Here is a 20,532-nt window from a genome sequence, read left to right on the forward strand (position 1 = left end):
TTTGAACGCTTAGGGTAAGACTGAAAGCATTATTCCGATGTCACCTCATCTGTGTAATAACAATAATTATAGGAATGTCTATGCTGAGCATGATAGGACTGTTAGGCGGTTTAATACTGCTGATCATTTTAACGCTGCGTGGGGTAAATTTATTTATCGCTGCGCCAATCTGTGCACTGTTAGTTGCACTTAGTAGTGGCATGGCCATTTTCCCTGTATCGGCAGATACAAACTTTATTAACGCCTATATGGATGGCTTTGCAGGCTTCTTAAGTGCGTGGTTTTTTATGTTCTTACTGGGGTCGTTGTTCGGTAAATTCATGGAAGACACCGGTGCTGCAGACAGTGTTGCAAGCTACATTGTGGGTAAACTAGGTATGAAGCACGCCGTTCTTGCGGTTGTGATTGCCTGTGCTGTTTTAACCTACGGTGGCGTGAGCGTCTTTATTGTTGCGTTTTCCGTTTATCCAATGGCATTAAGTCTGTTTAAAGATGCAAACTTACCGCGCCGCTTTATTCCAGCAACGCTGGCATTTGGTTCGGTGACCTTTACCATGACTTCGGCAGGCTCGCCAGAAATTCAAAACTGGATCCCGGTTAAGCACCTTGGTACGTCACCCTATGCAGCGTGGGAAGTGAGCTTAGTGGTCGCTATTTTCATGGCGACAGCAGGTTACTTTTGGTTGAACAAGATGATCAAAAAAGCCGTTGCTAATGGCGAAACCTTTGAAGCGCGTGATGATGATCCTGTCATTATTGAGCGTCGTCGTCCGCATCCAATCACGGGTGTGATCCCGCTTATTGTGGTGCTACTTTTATCATTTACGCTACATGATGTACTGCAGCAAACCGCGCTTATTGTCGCTTTGCTTGGTGGTGTACTGAGTATTGTGATTATCAATTTTAAGCATTTTCACGATATGGGTAACGCTATTAATGTTGGTACAACCGGCGCTTTAGTGGCAATCGGTAATACCGCTGCTGTGGTTGGTTTTGGCGCTGTGGCGAAAGTATCACCGGCATTTACCGCCGCTGTCGATGTGATGACCCATATGCCGGGGAATGAGTTGGTTGGTGCTGCGGTTGCGGTGAGTGTAATTGCCGGCTTAACAGGATCTGCTTCTGGCGGACAAGCCATTGCATTACCGCTTGTCGCACCGGGTTATTTAGACATGGGTGTAAACCCTGAACAACTGCACCGTGTAGTGGCAATTAGCTCTGGAGCCCTCGATACCTTGCCGCATAATGGTTATGTGGTCACAACAATACGCGCTATCTGTAAAGAAACGCATCAACGAGCGTATTGGTCAATGGCAGCGCTGACGGCGGTCATTCCGCTTATCGGTGTCGCATTGGCACTCGGACTCTTTATTTTCTTTTAAGGAACAGCAATGAAAACCAAATTAATAATTTTGCTATGGCTGGTTGTATTTAGCAGCACCGCGTTTGGCGCTGCAAACAAAGCCGACACCATGCTGGTGGAAAAACAGCATTTTACGACAAAAGATTTTACCACTGTGTCTGGTGTGACTTTAGATCAAGTTGATATTGGCTGGGAAAGCTATGGAAAGCTAAACGCCAATAAAGATAACGTGATTTTAATCACTCACTATTTCTCTGGTACTTCTCATGCTGCAGGTAAATATAAAGCGGATGACGCCCTACCGGGTTATTGGGATGCGATTATCGATCCAGGTAAAGCTATCGATACGAATAAATATTATGTGATTAGCTCAGATACCTTAGTGAATGCCAACTGGCATGATGAAAATGTAATCACCACAGGCCCTGCATCAACTAATCCAAAAACAGGCAAACCTTATGGCTTAGATTTTCCTGTGGTTACGATTACTGACTTTGTGAATGTGCAAAAGCGCTTACTCGACAGCCTAGGTATCACTAAATTACATGCTGTGATGGGCGCATCAATGGGCTCGTTTCAAGCACTTGAGTGGGCAACACGTTACCCAGATAAAGTAGAGCGTTTAATTCATGTGATTGGCGCTGCAACTATGGATGCATGGACAGTCGCGGCACTTGAAAAATGGGCGTTACCAATTCGTTTAGATAAAAACTGGCAGCAAGGTAATTACTACGGTAAAGAGCGCCCGTTAGATGGCTTAGCGGCAACCATGCTTAATATTACGCAAGATGCGATGCATCCAATTATTTATAACGCGAGCTTCCCTGACTTTAATGTATTGGATGAAGGTGCATTAAAAGATATTCGTACCTTGCCTAAGTTAAACCAAGTACTCGCTCAGCGCGCAATGGCACGAGCGAAAACACAAGATGCCAACCATGTACTTTATTTGGTCCGGGCATCACAACTATTTACCGCTGGCATGCAAAGTGATTTAACAACGGCACTTAAAAATGTCTCTGCCAAAACATTATTACTACCCGCAACGAACGACTTACTGCTTCGCCCTGAAAACATGCGTACTGTGTTTGACACCATGAAAGCGGCAGGTAAAGACGTTGAGATTTCAGAAATAGAAGGGGGCTGGGGACACCTTGATGGCATTTTCTCAATCGCCCCGAAAGCGCAGCTTATCAGTGAGTTTTTAGAGGAGTAGCCCGATGAGCAAAACAGTTTTAATTACCGGTGCAGCCAGTGGTATTGGTCTATATGTTGCCCAGCAACTGGCGATGCAAGGTCACACTATTATTGTGACTGATTTAAATCAGCAAGCAGCACAACAAGCGGCAGCAGGCATTGTTGAGCAAGGTGGTAGCGCCGAAGGGTATGCACTTAATGTGGCAGACAGTGATGCAATAGAGCAGTTTTTCACTGAGCTTAATCAGCCAATTGATGTACTTATTAATAATGCGGGTATTCAGCACGTGGCAAAGCTTGAAGATTTCCCGGCTGATAAATGGCAGTTCTTACAGCAAGTTATGCTCGTTGGCCCGGCGATGATGACCAAGGCGGTACTCCCTCGCATGCGTGAGCAAGATTTTGGTCGCATCATTAATATTGGCTCAATTCATGCCATGGTGGCGTCTAAATATAAGTCGGCTTATATCGCCGCAAAACATGGCTTAATCGGCTTTGCTAAAACCATGGCACTTGAAACGGGCGATGCCAACATCACGATTAATACTGTGTGCCCAGCGTATGTAAAAACACCGCTTGTGGAGCAACAAATTGCCTCGCAAGCCAAAGAGCATGGCATTTCAGAGCAACAAGTGATCGACACAATTATGCTAGCACCGATGCCGAAAAAAGCATTTATCGGCTTAGATGAGATCCTGCATACCGTTAGCTTTTTAATGGCCGATGCAGCACGCAATATTACCGCCCAAGCAATCGCCATTGATGGCGGTTGGACTGCACAGTAGGAGGAGCCAATGGCAGGTTTTGATAAAGTAGTTACAAGTTACAGCGAAGCGATGGCTGGCCTTGAAGATGGCATGACAGTGATAGCCGGTGGTTTTGGTTTATGCGGTATTCCTGAAGGGCTAATTGCGCAAATTAAACGTCAAGGCACCCGTGGTTTAACCGTGGTATCGAATAACTGTGGCGTTGATGGTTTTGGTTTAGGAGTGCTACTTGAAGACAAGCAAATCAGCAAGATGGTTGCCTCTTACGTTGGTGAAAACGCGCTATTTGAGCAGCAACTATTAAATGGTGAACTTGAAGTTGAGCTCACACCGCAAGGCACTTTAGCTGAAAAAATGCGTGCTGGTGGTGCGGGTATTCCTGCATTTTATACCGCAACGGGTGTCGGTACACCGGTGGCTGACGGTAAAGAAACTCGCAATATTAATGGCCGTGACTATTTATTAGAGCCAAGTATTACAGGCGACTTTGCGATAGTTAAAGCGTGGAAAGCAGATCGCTACGGTAACTGCATTTATCGTCATACGGCGATGAACTTTAACCCGATGGCAGCAACCGCAGGCAAAATTACGGTTCTTGAAGTTGAAGAAATTGTTGAGCCAGGGGAGCTAGAGCCAAGCCAAATTCACACGCCGGGTATCTATATTGACCGAGTGATTAAAGGTGAATTTGAAAAACGCATCGAGAAAGTTACCACTAAGCAAGAGAATCAATAAGGAGCACGCTGATGGCATTATCACGAGAACAAATCGCTAAACGCGTGGCGATGGAACTACAGGATGGTTACTACGTTAACTTAGGTATAGGTATTCCAACCTTGGTTGCTAATTACGTCCCTGATGGCATCGAAGTGATGCTGCAATCTGAAAATGGTTTACTCGGTATGGGGTCATACCCAAGTGCAGACCAAGTTGATGCCGATATGATCAACGCAGGTAAAGAAACGGTCACCGCTGCAACGGGGGCGGCTATATTTAGCTCCGCAGAAAGCTTTGCCATGATCCGCGGCGGCCACGTTGATTTAACCGTGCTGGGTGCGTTTGAAGTAGATCAAAACGGCAACATTGCCAGTTGGATGATCCCGAAAAAGCTGGTTAAAGGAATGGGCGGTGCGATGGACTTAGTGGCTGGTGCTAAAAACATTATTTGTACCATGACCCATGCCAACAAGCATGGTGAATCAAAACTGCTGACCGAATGTAGTTTGCCGTTAACAGGTGTTGGTTGTATCAATAAAGTGATCACCGATTTGGCACTGTTAGAAATTAAAGACGGTGCATTTCATTTATTAGAGCGTGCGCCGGGTGTCTCGGTTGATGAGATTATTGCTAAGACACAGGGCAAACTGATTGTCTCTGGTGACATTCCTGAGATGACTTTTAGCTAGTTTTGCGACTTTTAAGCAGCTAATTTGCCTAGATTTTATACTAAACCCAATAATGTGCTTTTTGTTCATGAATTTTATGAGCAAAAAGCCATTTATCACCATCAATGCAACTTACCCCCTAAACATTTCGTTAATCTATCGTTAACACTATGCTCCAAACCAGATCGCCGATTGCAGTAGGCCGATCAACGACAACAAATAATTATAATCTGGTGTGGAGTAATTCATGAAAGCAAGTAACACACAGCTCGCTTTAGCCGTTGCAGCGGCGTTAGCAAGTACATCAGCATTCGCACAAAGCGACACTGAACAACTACAGCAACAACTCGATGCACTTCAAAAAGAAGTGGATTCATTAAAAACATCTAGCGGCTTCAACCTAGAATTTGGTGGTCGCGTGCAACTTGATTACAACTATTTCGACGGTGCTTACAATGCCGACAATGATGGCGCTGGAGGCAGCGACTTCTTCCCACGTCGTATCCGTACTTATGTTGAAAGTGAACATGGTAACTGGGATCACAAATTACTACTCGAATTTTCTGAAGGCACGGCTGAAATCGTGTTAGCGCGGGTACGTTATGCATTCGACAACGGCTTAAAAGTAAAAGCCGGTAAAATCCGTGAAGACATGTCGCTCAATGCGCTAACCAGTTCTAAACACATTAATACCATTGAGCGTAGCACCCTTGCTAACACCTTCTCGCCTTTCTTCCGCTGGGGTATCTCGGCTTATCAATACTTTAAAGATTCAGGCTTGCGTTACGCCGTGGGTGTTTACAAAAACGATGCGTTTGGTGCCTCAGGCCATGACGAAGATGACAAACTGACATTGGCTGTAACAGGTCGCTTAACGTGGTCTAGTGCAGCGCCGGGTGATGTGATTCATTTAGGTGCTTGGCACTCTTATCGTGACATGGGCGACAATGATTTAAGCGCTCGTTTTGCCCGTGGTGAAGTGCGTGAAACCAATGTTCGCTTAGTGGATTACGCAGTCGGTGGTGAAACCGCAGCGCTAAATAGCATGTCGCAAAGCGGTCTTGAATTTGCCTACCAAGCGAATGCATTCACTCTAGAGGCTGAATATGCCAGCCGTTACCTTGATACGGTCGATAGTAGCAACGAACTTGATGGTGAACGTTTTGATGGCTTCCATGTTTCGGCAAGTTACTTCTTAGGTGGTGAGCAGCGCCGTTACAAAGCAGGCTCAGCATTATTTGTACAACCAAAAGGAATTAAAGATGCATGGGAACTTGTTGCCCGTGTGTCACAAATGAACGCTAGCAGCAAACAGCAAGGTACCGACGTAACCACTTACACATTAGGCACATCTTATTATCTAAGCAGCGATATCAAATTTATGGGCAACCTGATTTACAGCGATGTTGATGGTGCCGGTGCTTCTACGCTGGTAGGTGATGAAGATTCAGGTATGGGCATCAGTGCTCGTATGCAGTACTTATTTTAGGAGTCGTGCATTATGACTATGTTTAAATCATTAAAAAGATCTGTTTTAGCAGCTTCATTATTAGTAGCCAGCCCACTGGCATTAGCAAACTTACACTTTTTGGTACCGGGTGGCCCTGGCGGCGGTTGGGATACCACAGCACGTGGTGTTGGTGAAGCAATGGTAAAAGCGGGCATTGAAGATAATGCATCGTTTCAGAATATGTCGGGCGGCGGCGGTGGCCGTGCAATTGCTTACTTGATTGAGTCGGGCACTAAAAAAGGCGATATGTTGATGGTTAACTCAACGCCTATCGTACTGCGCGCATTATCAGGCAAAATTCCTTACAGCTATCGCGATTTAACACCAGTTGCCAGCATGATTGCTGATTATGGTGCGTTTGTGGTGCGTAATGACTCACCATTTAAAACATGGCAAGACGTTATTGATGCCATGAAAAAAGACCCAGGCTCTGTAAAAGTAGCAGGTGGCTCTGCGCGCGGCAGCATGGATCACTTAGTGGCTGCACAAGCGGTGAAAGCGGCGGGTCTTGATGGTCGTCGTTTACGTTACATTCCTTACGATGCCGGTGGTAAAGCGAAAGCAGGTTTACTGTCGGGTGAGGTCAACTTACTTTCAACAGGCTTAAGTGAAGCACTCGAAGTCGCGAATGGCGGTCAGGCACGTATTTTAGCGGTGACTTCTGCAGATAAATTGCCAGATTACCCAGCAATTCCAACCTTAAAGTCGCTAGGTTACGACATGGAGTTCGTAAACTGGCGCGGCTTTTTTGCAACCCCAGATTTACCAGCAGACAAACTAGCCGAGTACACAGAAAAGCTACGTAAGCTACAACAAACTCCTGAGTGGGAAGCGGTTCGTGCTCGTAATGGTTGGCTAAATCTATTTCAAGAAAAAGAAGCGTTTATTAAATCGCTTGAACAGCAAGAAGCGCAATTACGCGTTGTAATGAAAGAACTTGGTTTTATCCGAGGCTAAGGTTAGACGATGTTAAACCGTGAACTAATTGGACCAAGTTTATTCTTGGTCCTCTTTACTCTCTACGCCCTTGTGGCTTGGCAAATTCCACTTATGCCATTTGAAGAGTACGAAAGCGTTACTTCTGCTACCTTACCAAAAGTGTATGCAGTATTCGGTATCGTGGTGTGTGTACTATCGATTGGTGCCAACTTATTAAAGCAAGCGCCTGCAGAAAAAGCAGATCTACTCAGTAAGGGCAACTTACTACGTACCTTTGCACTGTTGGTTTTAATGGTTGCTTATAGCGCCATGCTTGAACCGTTCGGCTTTTTAATTGCCACCAGTGCCTTTTTAATTACGGGCTTTTTTATCATGGGCGAACGCCGTAAGGCAGTGTTGTTGTTTGCTTCTGTGCCTGTGGCCGTGGTTTTTTGGTTTTTAATGACACAAGTACTGGGCATTTACTTAGTACCTGGCAACCTGTGGAGTTAAGTTATGCTTGATGGAATTATGTTAGGTTTGTCGACCGTACTCGACTGGAACAACTTGTTATATGTGATTGTTGGCTGCTTTGTTGGCACGTTCATAGGTATGCTACCTGGCCTTAATCAATTACCGCGATTGCGTTGATGATCCCGATCACTTACAGCATCGGTGCTGATTCGGGCATGATTTTAATGGCCGGTGTTTACTACGGGGCTATATTCGGTGGCTCTACTTCTTCTATTTTGATTAATGCGCCGGGTGTGGCAGGCACGGTAGCGTCATCGTTTGATGGTTACCCACTAGCAAAACAAGGTAAGGCTGGTAAAGCCCTTGCAATTGCAGCTTATTCATCCTTTATAGGCGGGACCATTGGCGCCATTTTATTGATGGTGGCTGCGCCATTATTAGCGAAAGTGTCATTAAGTTTCCAATCGCCTGATTATGTTGTACTGATGTTTTTAGGCTTAACGGCGATTGCTGCGTTCTCTAATAAAGGGCAATTTTTAAAAGCCATGATGATGACGGTATTTGGTTTAATGCTGGCAACGGTAGGTATTGATCCCTCTTCAGGTACCGAGCGCTTTACCTTTGGCCAAGCTGATTTATTAGATGGTATTAGCTTTTTATTAGTAGCAATGGCAACGTTTGCGTTGGCTGAGGCACTGATTAATGTGGCGCGCCCAGAAGCTGAGCCAGATAAAAAAATTGACGATCCTGATACGCCAAAAATTGGTTCAACAAAACTGACTAAAGAAGAAGTAAAAGATATGGCTCCTGTGGTTGGCCGCTCATCTTTACTTGGCTTTATCGTCGGTGTTTTACCGGGCGCAGGGGCAACCATTGCCAGCTTTATGGCCTACGCTACTGAGCGTAACCTTGCTCCAAAAGCGCTGAAAGATAAATTTGGTAAGGGTTCGATGCGTGGCTTAGCGGCTCCTGAGTCGGCTAATAATGCAGCCTGTACGGGCTCATTTGTACCACTACTGACTTTAGGTATTCCAGGCTCTGGTACAACAGCTATTATGCTAGGTGCATTAATTGCCTACGGTATTCAGCCGGGTCCTATGTTAATGCAAGAAAACCCAAGCGTGTTTTGGGCTGTCATTGTCAGTATGTACTTTGGCAATATTGTACTGCTGATTTTGAATCTACCGCTGATCCCATATTTCGCTAAAGTGTTGGCAATGCCTAAATCTGTGCTGACAGTGATGATTTTATTCTTCAGCTTAATTGGTGTGTATTTAGTGTCATTTAACACCTTTGATTTATTTATGATGGTGGGCTTTGCGCTGGTGGCTTGGTGCTTCGATTGTTAGCTTTCCCGATGGCGCCTTTATTACTTGGCTTTATCCTCGGTGATATGATTGAGCGAAACTTCCGCCGTGCCATGATGATTTCAGATGGTTCGCTGAGCTTTTTATGGGACCGCCCATTAACACTGAGTATTTTTGTGATTTCGATCTTAGTGTTGTTGTTCCCACTGAAAGACTATATTGTCCAACGTCGTAAAGAAAAAGCAGCTACGCAAGCAGAGCAACATGCGTAGAACAAGGCACTGATATGAGATACACCAATAAGCTAAACCCATTTCAGCATATGGTTAAAAAACCTAAGCGCTTAGAAACGCGACTCATTATTTGGGTTACTGGTCTATGTGTTTTACAGGCTGTGTTGTTTGGCGCATTGGTGTATCAGATCACTGCAGAAAGCTTACATAACCACATGGGTGATAAAGCGCTTGCGCTCGCAACCAGTATTGCCTCACGGGATGATGTGCAAAGCGCATTGCAAACCAAGCAAGGGCTTGATGAGTTAAATACGCAAATAGAGCATATTCGTGAACTCACCGCTGCCAGCTTTATTGTGATTGGCGATAAAAATACTCGCCGCATTGTTCACCCCGACTCTGATAAGCTCGGTAAGCCGATGGTGGGTGGTGATAGTAAAGCGGCGCTACGTGGTGAGCGGTATGTGTCGATTGCAAAAGGGAGTTTGGGCGAGTCTATTCGTGGCAAAGTCCCTGTGCTCTCAGAGCAAGGCGAAGTCATCGGCTTGGTATCGGTTGGCTTTTTAGTGCAATCAATTGAACCGCTTATTCGTGCTCGTAGTGCTGAAATTATGCTTTGGGGTTTGTTGTTAGTCGGTTTAAGTATTTTGGCCGCGGTGTATATTGGTCAACGGGTTCGTAATGCTATTTTTGGTTTACAGCCTGATGAAATAGCAAGGCTGTTCTCTGAGCAAGATGCTATTTTGAATACCGTTCGTAGCGGCATTATCGCCCTCGATCCTGAAGGTAATGTACGTAACTTAAATCAACGTGCCTGCGAAATCCTCGGTAAACCGACTAGCTGTATTCATCAACCACTTAAGCTTGCAGATTTGCTTCCTGAACATAGCGAGTTTTTGATGCATAACCAACAGCGTCCGATTGTAGGTTTTGAATTGTTTGCCGCCGATAAACGCATTGTGTTGTCGCGATATGCATTGCAAGTGCAAGGTCAGGCTGATGGTATTTTGTTGAGTATGCGCCCTGCGGATGAGCTTGAATATTTATCGCAGCAATTAACTAAAGTGCAAGCCTTTGCTGAGTTATTACGAGTGCAAACTCATGATTACTCGAACAAGCTAAACTTAATTGGTGCGTTAATTCAGATGGGGCAAACGGATCAGGCGATTGAGTTAATTGGTCAAGAAAGTAAAGGCTCGCAAGCGCAGATCCATCATTTACTCGAAAGGATCCAAGATCCGGTACTAGCAGGTTTATTGGTTGGTAAATACCATAAAGCCCGTGAATTAAACGTGATACTTGAGCTTAATCCAGATAGCTTATTAGGATCGATCACCCGTAAAGATATGCTTGAACGGGTTGTCTCGATACTTGGCAATTTGATTGATAACGCAATTGAAGCTGCTATTCGAGCTAGCGATACACGTACCCCTAAAGTTCGTGTTACGGTTGATGAAACCAGTAAAACATTATTGTTTGATGTTGAAGACAGCGGTTTTGGTTTAGGCGATGACAAGGATGTGATATTTACACCACAATACAGTTCTAAGTCAGGGGCTGAGCATGGTATCGGCCTTTATTTGGTCAAAACCAACTTAGATTCGTGTCGTGGTAGTTTAGAAATAGGTGAGTCTGATCTGATGGGGGCACGCTTAAGTGTCTACATTCCAAAATAATAAAAAATGATCATCCTATAAATAAAAGGTAAAGAACATGACTTACTCAGTTGTCATTGTTGAAGACGAAGTTGAAGTAGCCCAATTATTGGCGCAATACTTATTACTTCCTCATGGCGTTGCTGGACGCCAACAAGGGGCGCGGCAAACTCTACGTCAGGGGCAATATCAGGTTGTTGGTATTGCAGGCAATCTTGCCACCGCGAAAGCGTTATTATCGGCGATTAATGCCGATTTAATTTTGCTCGATATTCATTTACCCGATGGTAACGGTCTTGATTTACTTAATGAATTACGCCGCGAAGAAATGAAAAGCGAAGTAATGCTATTAACCGCAGCAAAAGAAGTAGAAACACTGGAAAAAGCCATGCAACTTGGCGCCTGTGATTTCTTAGTTAAACCATTAATGCTAAATCGTTTAGATCAAGCGCTGGCGCGATTCGAAGCAAGGCAACAATGTTTATCAGATGCCGATGAAGTAACCCAATCTATGGTCGATACTTTATTTGGATTGCAAGAACAGTTAAAAGCCCCGGTCAGGTTGCCAAAAGGGGTGGATCAGCTCACTTTGCAAAAGATCTTAAAAGCTTTTAAAGCGAATATTGGCACGGCTTTTACTGCTCAGCAAATGGGTGATTTAGTCGGCGTAAGCCGCTCAACAGCCCGTCGTTACCTTGAATACTTGCTTGAAGCTGAGCAAGTCAGTGCTGATCAGAGCTACGGAAGTATCGGGCGACCCGAGCGTTGTTATAAAATGACAAGTAGCTAATCACATCATTTAAATGCCAAATCAGCGCTAAATTAGCGATTTTAGTAGCATAAACTCACTGTTCGGCACGTTAAAAAGTGCCGCTTATCCTGAGCATAGAAAAATTTTATAAAATTGATTGCATTTTAAGCGACTTCGATGGTGATGTTCGCTTTAAGTAATGCTATACTCCCGCCGAATAATTTTTCGACTTTATTAAGAGTAAAATAATGGCAGATTTATCGAAGTACAGAAATATAGGTATTTTCGCCCACGTTGACGCGGGTAAAACTACTACCACCGAGCGTATCCTTAAGCTTACGGGTAAAATTCACAAAAGTGGTGAAACGCATGACGGTGAGTCTACTACTGACTTCATGGAACAAGAAGCTGAGCGCGGTATTACAATCCAATCAGCAGCTGTAACTTGTGAATGGAAAGGCCACCGCTTAAACGTTATCGATACTCCGGGACACGTTGACTTCACAGTAGAAGTATACCGTTCACTTAAAGTACTAGACGGTGGTATCGGTGTATTCTGTGGTTCTGGTGGTGTTGAGCCGCAGTCAGAAACTAACTGGCGTTATGCGAACGAATCAGAAGTTGCACGTGTAATCTTCGTAAACAAACTAGACCGTATGGGTGCTGACTTCTACCGTGTAGTTGATCAAGTTAAAAAAGTACTAGGCGCAACTCCATTAGTGATGACTTTACCAATCGGTATCGAAGACCAATTCACTGGTGTAGTAGACGTACTTGAGAAAAAAGCATATGTTTGGGATGAGACAGGTCTTCCTGAAAACTACGAAGTACAAGACGTTCCAGCTGACATGGTAGACAAAGTTGATGAATACCATGAAATGCTTGTTGAGTCTGCTGTTGAGCAAGACGAAGACTTAATGATGGCTTATATGGAAGGTGAAGAGCCTTCTTTAGAAGACATCAAACGTTGTATCCGTAAAGGTACTCGTGACCTTGCGTTCTTCCCAACATACTGTGGTTCTGCATTCAAAAACAAAGGTATGCAACTAGTACTAGATGCGGTTGTAGATTACCTACCTTCGCCTACAGAAGTTGACCCACAACCTCTAACTGATCCTGAAACAGGTGAGCCTACTGGTGAAGTAGCAACTGTTTCTGCAGATGAGCCACTTAAAGCGTTAGCATTCAAAATCATGGACGACCGTTTCGGTGCACTTACGTTCATCCGTATCTATTCTGGTCGCATGAAGAAAGGTGACACAATCCTTAACTCAGCAACTGGTAAAACAGAGCGTATCGGTCGTATGGTTGAGATGCAAGCTGACGAGCGTACTGAGCTTACTGAAGCACAAGCGGGTGACATCATCGCTGTTATTGGTATGAAGAACGTTCAAACTGGTCACACTCTTTGTGATCCTAAGCACGAATGTACACTTGAAGCGATGATCTTCCCTGATCCAGTAATCTCAATCGCTGTTGCTCCTAAAGACAAAGGCGGTAACGAGAAGATGGGTGTTGCTATCGGTAAGATGGTTGCAGAAGATCCTTCATTCCAAGTTGAAACTGACGAAGATTCAGGCGAAACCATCCTTAAAGGTATGGGTGAGCTTCACTTAGATATCAAAGTAGATATCCTTAAGCGTACTTACGGCGTAGACCTAGTTGTTGGTCAACCTCAGGTTGCTTACCGTGAAACTATCACGAAAGAAATCGAAGATAGCTACACGCATAAGAAACAATCTGGTGGTTCTGGTCAATTCGGTAAGATCGATTACCGCATCAAGCCAGGCGAGCAAAACTCAGGCTTCACGTTCTCTTCATCAGTTGTTGGTGGTAACGTACCTAAAGAATTCTGGCCTGCAGTTGAGAAAGGCTTCGCATCAATGATGCAAGAAGGTGTTCTAGCTGGCTTCCCAGTATTAGACGTTGAAGTTGAACTTTTCGACGGTGCTTTCCACGCAGTTGACTCATCAGCAATCGCGTTCGAAATCGCTGCTAAAGGCGCTTTCCGTCAGTCTATCCCTAAAGCGGGTGCACAACTTCTTGAGCCAATCATGAAAGTTGACGTATTCACTCCGGAAGACAACGTAGGTGACGTAATCGGTGACCTTAACCGTCGTCGTGGTATGATCAAAGACCAAGAAGCAGGCGCAATGGGCGTTCGCATCAAGGGTGAAGTACCACTTTCAGAAATGTTCGGTTACATCGGCCACTTACGTACTATCACTTCTGGTCGTGGTCAGTTCTCTATGGAGTTCTCACACTACGCACCATGTCCTGCAAACGTTGCTGAAACAGTAATCGCTGCAGAAAAAGAGAAAAAAGCTGCTAAGTAATTAGCCTTTTAACTTCTTTTAAAAAAACCCGCACTTGTTGCGGGTTTTTTATTGCCTAAAATAGACCGCTTATTAAACGAATTGGTGTGATACCAACCCGCAAAAATACTTAATCATTTTGAGGTTTTATTGCCTCAAAATAGACAACTTAATTAAGCGGATTGGTATGAGTGGTATAAATTATAATATTTTAATTTAAATCTGTGATAAGTAAAAAGTAGCGGTTTTATAATGAGTTGCGGTCTGGTTTCTTTTTTCTAGTACAAAAGTATTTTTTTGTACCTTGTGTCCCTTTTTTAGACTCTGTAAAATAGCAATCGAATGATTCTTTAATCATTTTGTATTAAACGTCAGCTTATTATCATTAAAATTTTAAGATTCAGCCTCATGAAAACGATAAAGTTAAGTCCTAATTGGACTCTACAGGGAACCAAGATAGCGTTTGCTATTCTTGTTTTATTAAGCGTTACTTTTCTTGGAACATCGCTACTTTTGTTTCTTTTACCTATTTTGCTCTTTATAACTATTTTAAATTTCTTACAACTGCGCTTTTTGCACTGTTATAAAGCGGGAATTTGTTATTCGCGTGGAATTAAAAAGCGTTATATTAACACTGAAGATATTGCTGCAGTTGAGTTCTCTCAGCTCGCATTTCTAACTATTTTTAAAGTGGATTTAGTAAATGGAAAAAGCTGCCAATTCTTTAATTGGCAAGTTAGCGATGAGCAAAAAATTGAGATTGAAAGACTCTATAAGGCAAAAGCCAACTCTAGAGTTGAATCAGTTTTAGAGTGTGAAGTATAAAAAAGGCCGCGATAAGCGGCCTTTTTACTTAATGCGGTGTCGCTTATTTTTTCATGCGACGACGAAGTGCAAATGGTAAAGCAAGTAGACTTAACCAAGCAAATGAACCAGAATCATCATCTTTTGACTCTTCTTCAGTTTCATCTTCTTCAACTTCTTCGGTTACATCATCTGCCACATCATTGGTAATGTTGATGTAGAGTAATTGTGCTTCTGATAAGTTGCCTGCGCTATCTTCTGCACGGATCATTAATGTAAGCTTGTCTTCTTCTTCAAAATCGAGCTCTTTGGCTACTGTGATTTCACCTGTAGCACTGATTGCAATCGCGTCAGCATGCTCACCTTCAATGCTAAAGCTAACGACAGGTGTATAATCAGCGTCACCATCAGAGAAAACAAGTTGACCAATCACAGCGCCTACCTCACTGTTTTCAACGATTTCGAATGATTGCTGAACTTCGATTACTGGCGCTTGTTGTTCTGGAACAGGCTCTGCAGATTGGATATCAACAATCACTGGGTCGTGATCAGATGCACGGTATGCATTGTCAGCGTAAAGGCTAGCTTGTTGTGTCGATGATTTATACTCAAGGTTGTAGTCTAGGCTGATTGGCTCATCGGCATTGATATGCCAATCCGTAGCAGCAACAACTTTAGCAAGCATAGATTCAGAGACTAGTGCGTGGTCAAGGCTACCAATGCGACCAGAGAAGCTATAAGAATAACCTAATGTGTCGCCGTCTAGTTCAGCAACTGCACTCTTCAGACCTTTATCTGCAAATGCACGGATAGGATCTTCCATCGCGTATGCGTTCATATCGCCCACTAAGATGATATCTTCATCTTCAACTTCTGTTGGGTAAGTGGCTAACCAATCAGCATATGCATTTGCACCCGCAACACGGATTTCATTCCAACATGCTTGACCATCGCCTAAGTCAGCATTATTACCTTCAGCGCTACCACAGCCGCCTTTAGATTTTAGGTGGGCAACGGCAACAGTGAAGATTTCTTCGCTTTCAAGAGATTGGAAGCTTTGTGCAATTGGCGGGCGATTGCTGTAATCGAAAGGTTCTACTGTGGTATGAGCAGCCTTACCAACTTCAGATACTTTATTTGAGCGATAAATCAGTGCTGTCGTGATTGCATCAGTACCAATTTGGTCAACGCCGAAATCAACGAATGCGTAGGTATTTTCTGCATCTTCATCATTAAGTGCAGATACTAGGCTAGCAATGGCGCTATTTTCACCGAAACCGTCATTTTCGATTTCCATTAAGCCAATCACATCAGCATTTATAGCCGTGATTGCGCTAACTAATTTAGCTTCTTGGCGAGTAAACTCTTCTTCGCTATCTGCACCACGGCTAGTTGGGAAGCCTGCACCTTGGCCGTCGCCATTAAAGTAGTTTAATACGTTAAAGCTTGCTACACGTAGATCTGCATCTTCGTTAAGCTCTGGTGCATCTGTACGAGGGTTAGTTGCAGTGAACTCAGGTTGTACTGTAGGGTGAATACGATAACGGTCGAAGCTATAACCCATCACACCGGTAATCGTATTAACAGTATCGCCTAAACGTAATGTGTTATAGGCATCAGGTCCGTACCTGGGTAAGCAATAGGATCAAGGTTTTGCTTTGTTGAACCATCGTCGATTAAGATTTGTTTTTTCAGGTTTTCAGCTTCAACAGCATTTGCTGCATCGCCTGGAAGCGCTACTTGAGTTCCTTGGTATAAACGCTCAGTACCTAAGTCAACTTCACCATAGCGACCAAGGCCGTAGTTGTTATTAACGACTAAAGGTTGCGCGATGGTTACTAACATACCTTCGTAAGCTTCAAGGTCTGCCACGTCAGTAACTGGTAAAGTGATAGCGGTTGCATCAGTAGATAAACCTGTCGCACAGATCTCAACTTGGCTAACATCGCCTAGTTGTGTTGCACTGTAGTATTCAGCAACGCTACCTTTTACACGCACATGGTCACCAACTGCAACGTCGGTATCTGCGAAATAAACAAATACACCTTCAGAAGTTAGTGGGTTTGTATCAACATCAGCAGCAAGTGAGCTAATGAAGAAACCTTTTAGTTGATCATCACCTTGGAAGTCAGCTGTAACAACACCTTCAACTTCTACTTCAGTGTTAATAAGCGGGCTGTCGCCGCCTTCACCTTGAATTGCGCTGATTAAGGTTTTTGCTGCACCACACTCAAGGGGAGTGACAGGTTCTGGCTCAGGCGTTGGTTCTGTGCTCTCACCATATTGACCAATATTGCTGAAATCGTCTTGGTCGAATTGCTCCCACTCATCGCTTGGGTTGAACGCAGAGGTTGCATCAGTTCGGCCTGTAGTAACAGTTGCTTTACGACGCAGTGTTTTATTTTGTGTTGAAACGCCGCCTTCATCCCATGCTGAACCTGGATCAACGCCCAGTTGACCAAAGCTATCAACAATTGCACCATCTTTAGTTAGCACTAATGCGTCATCACCGTTGAAGTAAGTGATTGTTGATTCAGTATCTGCATTGGCTTTTAACTCATCAGCAGAGCCCGCATTTACAATAACGTAGGTTGCATTTGCTGCAAGAGTACCGGTTAAAGCTAAGCTGTTATTAGGGTCTGCTAGATTGCCGTTACCATTTGAGTATAAAGAGATGGTGTAACCGTCAAGCGATAGTTCAGCACTCGATGTGTTGTATAGCTCTACCGCTTTATTGTTAGAGCTTCCTTCAACATATTCAGAGATGATTAGGTTGGCAGAAGCAGGCGCGCTCAGGCTTGCAATAACAAGCGCGAGCGGCGTTAATTTTGTATTTATCATTATTTTTCCCGTGTATGTATTATTAAAGTCCCAATATGGGACACAGTACTTTAAGAAAAATCTATGACAAATTAAATACAAAATGTTAATAAAATAGAAATAATGACCTATTTTAAGAACATTTTTTTAAGTTAGTTGTTTTTTAACCATTTTGCAGCTTGTTTTGCAAAATAAGTCAGGATGCCATCGGCGCCAGCGCGCTTAAATGCTAATAATGACTCCATGATTATTGCATCTTCTGCAAGCCAACCGTTATCAATGGCTGCTTTATGCATAGCATATTCACCACTTACTTGATAAGCAAATGTGGGCACACCAAACTCATCTTTTACGCGGCGTACTACATCTAAATATGGCATACCTGGTTTCACCATTACCATGTCTGCACCTTCTTGCAGATCAAGGGCTACTTCACGAATCGCTTCATCAGAGTTGGCAGGGTCCATTTGATAGGTCTTTTTATCGGCACCTTTTAAGTTGCCTGCAGAACCTACCGCATCACGGAATGGACATAGTAGCTTGAAGCGTATTTAGCTGAGTAAGCCATGATACGAGTGTGGATATGGCCTTCGGCTTCGAGAGCTTCACGAATTGCACCAATACGTCCATCCATCATGTCTGATGGCGCAACTACATCAGCTCCAGCTTCGGCATGCGATAGCGCTTGTTTAACTAAGATTTCAGTTGTTACATCGTTAATCACATAACCGTCTTCATCGATGATGCCGTCTTGACCATGAATAGTGAATGGGTCAAGTGCAACATCTGTGATCACACCTAATGTAGGAAAAGCTTCTTTAAGTGCGCGTACAGTGCGTTGTGCTAATGCATCTGGGTTATAGGCTTCTTCAGCAAGAAGGGATTTTTTATCGCTCGGTGTTACCGGGAAAATAGCGACGGCAGGTACACCTAGCTCTACAAGCTCTTTTGCTTCCTCAAGCAACAAATCAATAGAAAGACGATCTATACCTGGCATAGACTCAATGGCTTCGCGGCGGTTCTTACCTTTTAGCACAAATACAGGAAAAATAAGGTCATTTACAGTTAGTTGGTTTTCAGCCATTAGGCGACGAGAGAAGTCATCACGACGCATGCGGCGCATACGTGTATAAGGGAAAAGGTCGAGTCCTGATTGGGCCATGCTTTGTATACTCCTAGTCTGGTAGAGGATAACTCACTACGCGATTTCGACCTGTTTGCTTGGCATGATATAAGGCTTTGTCGGCATAGTCAGTGAAAAAACTTGGGTTATTAATGTCTTCAGCAATTGCGCTGTAAACACCTGCACTCAAAGTAAATTTAATCGTTGTTCCGGCAACTATTATATCAGTATTTTGGGCTACTTTGCGTATTTGTTCGGCAATTTCTAATGCACCTTCTAGTGGTGTATTCGGTAATAACACTACAAATTCTTCGCCGCCATAGCGCGCCACTTCATCGAGAGGTCGTTTAAGATGCTGTTTGATGACATCTGCAGCTGCTTGAATGGTTTGATCACCGGTTAAATGACCATAGGTATCATTGATTGCTTTGAAGTGGTCAATATCTAACATGATGATAGCTAGAGGTGTTTGCTCTCGACGTGAGCGACGAATATCCATCAATAGTTTTTTATCAAAGTAGCGGCGGTTTTTGGTTTTAGTGAGGGCATCTTCCATATTGAGCTGTTCAAGCTCTCGGTTTTTCTCTTCAAGTTCGCGTAATGTCACTTGTAACTCAAAGGTACGCTCTTCAATATTAGCTTCAAGATCTTGGCGTGCTTGCTCTTGCAGTTCAAGGCGCTCACGCATTAAGGTATCTTGTGCTTTACTCTCTGCTAGTGCATTTTGTTGCGCTGCGACTTCAGCGTCGCGTTGCATCAAAAACAATTTTATTACCGCATAACTCAAGCTCAAGCTACAAACTAAAAAGCAAACGAAGGTGAGCGAAAGCATTCCGATATTTAAATCAAATGGATTAAATACACCAAGTGCACTGTAAACAATGGCACAGAAGAAAGCGAACAAAGCAACAAAAAAGCCAATGCACGGCTGCTTATATTCATGATTAAACTGTTTTAGAGCAATACCTGCAAAAATGATAAGCACCGCAGGTAAACTCAATAAGCAGAGTGTGATAGCAATATGAATAGGCAAAAACCACATTGTTATAGTGGCAAGCACAACTGCCCATGCTAGCCAATACTGAAAACGGTTTAAGCGAGATTTGGTAAAGCCGAATATATAGCCTTGCAATGGTACAAATAACGCACCACAGATAAAAAATAGAGTTGGGATTGTCAGTTGTTGAAACGATGAGCCACTAGGTTGTAAATAACGATAACCAAAGCCATAAAGGTAAGCCAAAGAAAGCCACAGCAAGGTAAGTAATAATCCTGTATAGGCGAAATAGCGGCGTCTAGAAAAGCCATAAAGCACTAAATTAGTGAGTGCGAGTGATAATATAAAACCGACTAATAAACCGTACAATAAATTAAATTTACTTTTATGCTTTAGGTATTCTGAGGGTCTCCAAAGGCTTAGAGGTACTCTTAAACCCCCATTGTTTTTAACTTTAAGATAAACAACGGAGTGGCTGGCTTTTGGAATGGTTAATGAGACTAACAGAGACTCATTTTTGATTTGCCGATTAGATAATGGGACTGCATCCCCAATCTTTGTGTTAAATAATAATTGGCTACCTTGAAGATGAAACACGCTCACTTCATCGAGTAAAGGGTTATCTATCGATAATATCAGTGGAATAACATCTAATGAGGTGTTTCTTATCGATAGCTTGAGCCACATTGGTTTTAGAGTCATACCTAGATTTAGGGTTTCGCCTTGGCTTGAATGCCAAGTTACATTGTTACTGCTAAAGGCTTGCTGTTGAGTGATAGGATCAAGGGTGTACTCAACATTAAGCGTATGTTGAGATTTGAATTGTGAACTAACAACAATGGAGTTAGCCTGCAAGTAAGGAGTAAATAAAACAACGAAGATTACGCCACAAAGTGACCATAGGCGCTTCATC

13 protein-coding genes and 3 pseudogenes are annotated in these 20,532 nt (G+C 43.5%); 13 read left to right on the forward strand and 3 right to left on the reverse strand.

The window, feature by feature from the left end; all coding sequences use genetic code 11:
* The first annotated feature begins 80 nt into the window (after nucleotides 1-80).
* The 13 genes and pseudogenes from ACRWSG_RS09715 to ACRWSG_RS09775 all read left to right on the forward strand — a co-directional run bounded on the left by ACRWSG_RS09715 (nucleotide 81) and on the right by ACRWSG_RS09775 (nucleotide 14,700).
* A complete protein-coding gene (locus ACRWSG_RS09715; protein ID WP_054552324.1) occupies nucleotides 81-1,382 on the forward strand; it encodes a GntP family permease in 1,302 nt (433 codons plus the stop codon).
* A gap of 9 nt (nucleotides 1,383-1,391) precedes the next feature.
* On the forward strand, nucleotides 1,392-2,579 hold the full coding sequence (locus tag ACRWSG_RS09720; RefSeq protein ID WP_462166171.1) for an E22 family MetX-like putative esterase: 1,188 nt from the start codon (nucleotides 1,392-1,394) through the stop codon (nucleotides 2,577-2,579).
* A gap of 4 nt (nucleotides 2,580-2,583) precedes the next feature.
* The gene (locus tag ACRWSG_RS09725; RefSeq protein ID WP_054552326.1) at nucleotides 2,584-3,345 is read left to right on the forward strand and encodes a 3-hydroxybutyrate dehydrogenase; all 762 of its coding nucleotides are present in this window, start codon (nucleotides 2,584-2,586) and stop codon (nucleotides 3,343-3,345) included.
* Nucleotides 3,346-3,354: 9 nt separating this feature from the next.
* Entirely contained in the window at nucleotides 3,355-4,062 is a 708-nt protein-coding gene (locus ACRWSG_RS09730; RefSeq protein WP_054552327.1) for a CoA transferase subunit A, read from the forward strand.
* A gap of 11 nt (nucleotides 4,063-4,073) precedes the next feature.
* Nucleotides 4,074-4,733, forward strand: coding sequence for a 3-oxoacid CoA-transferase subunit B (locus ACRWSG_RS09735; protein ID WP_462166172.1), 660 nt, complete (start codon nucleotides 4,074-4,076; stop codon nucleotides 4,731-4,733).
* Nucleotides 4,734-4,959: 226 nt separating this feature from the next.
* Nucleotides 4,960-6,201: an OprO/OprP family phosphate-selective porin gene (locus ACRWSG_RS09740; RefSeq protein WP_054552329.1), complete on the forward strand. Its 1,242-nt coding sequence runs from the start codon at nucleotides 4,960-4,962 to the stop codon at nucleotides 6,199-6,201.
* A gap of 12 nt (nucleotides 6,202-6,213) precedes the next feature.
* Nucleotides 6,214-7,179: a Bug family tripartite tricarboxylate transporter substrate binding protein gene (locus ACRWSG_RS09745; protein WP_370316435.1), complete on the forward strand. Its 966-nt coding sequence runs from the start codon at nucleotides 6,214-6,216 to the stop codon at nucleotides 7,177-7,179.
* Between the two features lie 9 nt (nucleotides 7,180-7,188).
* A complete protein-coding gene (locus tag ACRWSG_RS09750) occupies nucleotides 7,189-7,653 on the forward strand; it encodes a tripartite tricarboxylate transporter TctB family protein (protein WP_054552330.1) in 465 nt (154 codons plus the stop codon).
* A gap of 3 nt (nucleotides 7,654-7,656) precedes the next feature.
* Nucleotides 7,657-9,193: pseudogene (locus tag ACRWSG_RS09755) on the forward strand (tripartite tricarboxylate transporter permease).
* A 14-nt stretch (nucleotides 9,194-9,207) separates the two neighbouring features.
* Entirely contained in the window at nucleotides 9,208-10,830 is a 1,623-nt protein-coding gene (locus tag ACRWSG_RS09760; protein WP_166341216.1) for an ATP-binding protein, read from the forward strand.
* A 37-nt stretch (nucleotides 10,831-10,867) separates the two neighbouring features.
* Nucleotides 10,868-11,599 carry a response regulator gene (locus tag ACRWSG_RS09765; protein WP_462166174.1) on the forward strand — a complete coding sequence of 244 codons (732 nt, stop codon included), beginning with the start codon at nucleotides 10,868-10,870 and terminating at the stop codon, nucleotides 11,597-11,599.
* Between the two features lie 209 nt (nucleotides 11,600-11,808).
* Entirely contained in the window at nucleotides 11,809-13,896 is a 2,088-nt protein-coding gene (gene fusA / locus ACRWSG_RS09770; RefSeq protein WP_462166175.1) for an elongation factor G, read from the forward strand.
* 387 nt (nucleotides 13,897-14,283) lie between these two features.
* Nucleotides 14,284-14,700, forward strand: coding sequence for a hypothetical protein (locus ACRWSG_RS09775; protein ID WP_138599083.1), 417 nt, complete (start codon nucleotides 14,284-14,286; stop codon nucleotides 14,698-14,700).
* Between the two features lie 43 nt (nucleotides 14,701-14,743).
* Here the strand turns inward: ACRWSG_RS09775 and ACRWSG_RS09780 are convergent.
* The 3 genes and pseudogenes from ACRWSG_RS09780 to ACRWSG_RS09790 all read right to left on the reverse strand — a co-directional run bounded on the left by ACRWSG_RS09780 (nucleotide 14,744) and on the right by ACRWSG_RS09790 (nucleotide 20,531).
* A pseudogene (locus tag ACRWSG_RS09780) lies at nucleotides 14,744-17,520 on the reverse strand (ExeM/NucH family extracellular endonuclease).
* A gap of 131 nt (nucleotides 17,521-17,651) precedes the next feature.
* Nucleotides 17,652-18,661 (reverse strand): annotated as a pseudogene (gene hemB, locus ACRWSG_RS09785) (porphobilinogen synthase).
* 13 nt (nucleotides 18,662-18,674) lie between these two features.
* Entirely contained in the window at nucleotides 18,675-20,531 is a 1,857-nt protein-coding gene (locus tag ACRWSG_RS09790; protein ID WP_462166177.1) for a sensor domain-containing diguanylate cyclase, read from the reverse strand.
* Nucleotide 20,532 lies beyond the last annotated feature (1 nt).

This window comes from Pseudoalteromonas sp. GB43 (assembly GCF_054923805.1).

Excerpts from the sequence above, each read along its gene's own strand:
- ACRWSG_RS09715 (WP_054552324.1), top strand. The coding sequence starts at position 81 with ATGCTGAGCATGATAGGACTGTTAGGCGGTTTAATACTGCTGATCATT.
- ACRWSG_RS09775 (WP_138599083.1), top strand. The coding sequence starts at position 14,284 with ATGAAAACGATAAAGTTAAGTCCTAATTGGACTCTACAGGGAACCAAG.
- ACRWSG_RS09765 (WP_462166174.1), top strand. The coding sequence starts at position 10,868 with ATGACTTACTCAGTTGTCATTGTTGAAGACGAAGTTGAAGTAGCCCAA.
- ACRWSG_RS09725 (WP_054552326.1), top strand. The coding sequence starts at position 2,584 with ATGAGCAAAACAGTTTTAATTACCGGTGCAGCCAGTGGTATTGGTCTA.
- ACRWSG_RS09750 (WP_054552330.1), top strand. The coding sequence starts at position 7,189 with ATGTTAAACCGTGAACTAATTGGACCAAGTTTATTCTTGGTCCTCTTT.
- ACRWSG_RS09760 (WP_166341216.1), top strand. The coding sequence starts at position 9,208 with ATGAGATACACCAATAAGCTAAACCCATTTCAGCATATGGTTAAAAAA.
- ACRWSG_RS09730 (WP_054552327.1), top strand. The coding sequence starts at position 3,355 with ATGGCAGGTTTTGATAAAGTAGTTACAAGTTACAGCGAAGCGATGGCT.
- ACRWSG_RS09745 (WP_370316435.1), top strand. The coding sequence starts at position 6,214 with ATGACTATGTTTAAATCATTAAAAAGATCTGTTTTAGCAGCTTCATTA.
- ACRWSG_RS09720 (WP_462166171.1), top strand. The coding sequence starts at position 1,392 with ATGAAAACCAAATTAATAATTTTGCTATGGCTGGTTGTATTTAGCAGC.
- ACRWSG_RS09790 (WP_462166177.1), bottom strand. The coding sequence starts at position 20,531 with ATGAAGCGCCTATGGTCACTTTGTGGCGTAATCTTCGTTGTTTTATTT.
- fusA (WP_462166175.1), top strand. The coding sequence starts at position 11,809 with ATGGCAGATTTATCGAAGTACAGAAATATAGGTATTTTCGCCCACGTT.
- ACRWSG_RS09740 (WP_054552329.1), top strand. The coding sequence starts at position 4,960 with ATGAAAGCAAGTAACACACAGCTCGCTTTAGCCGTTGCAGCGGCGTTA.
- ACRWSG_RS09735 (WP_462166172.1), top strand. The coding sequence starts at position 4,074 with ATGGCATTATCACGAGAACAAATCGCTAAACGCGTGGCGATGGAACTA.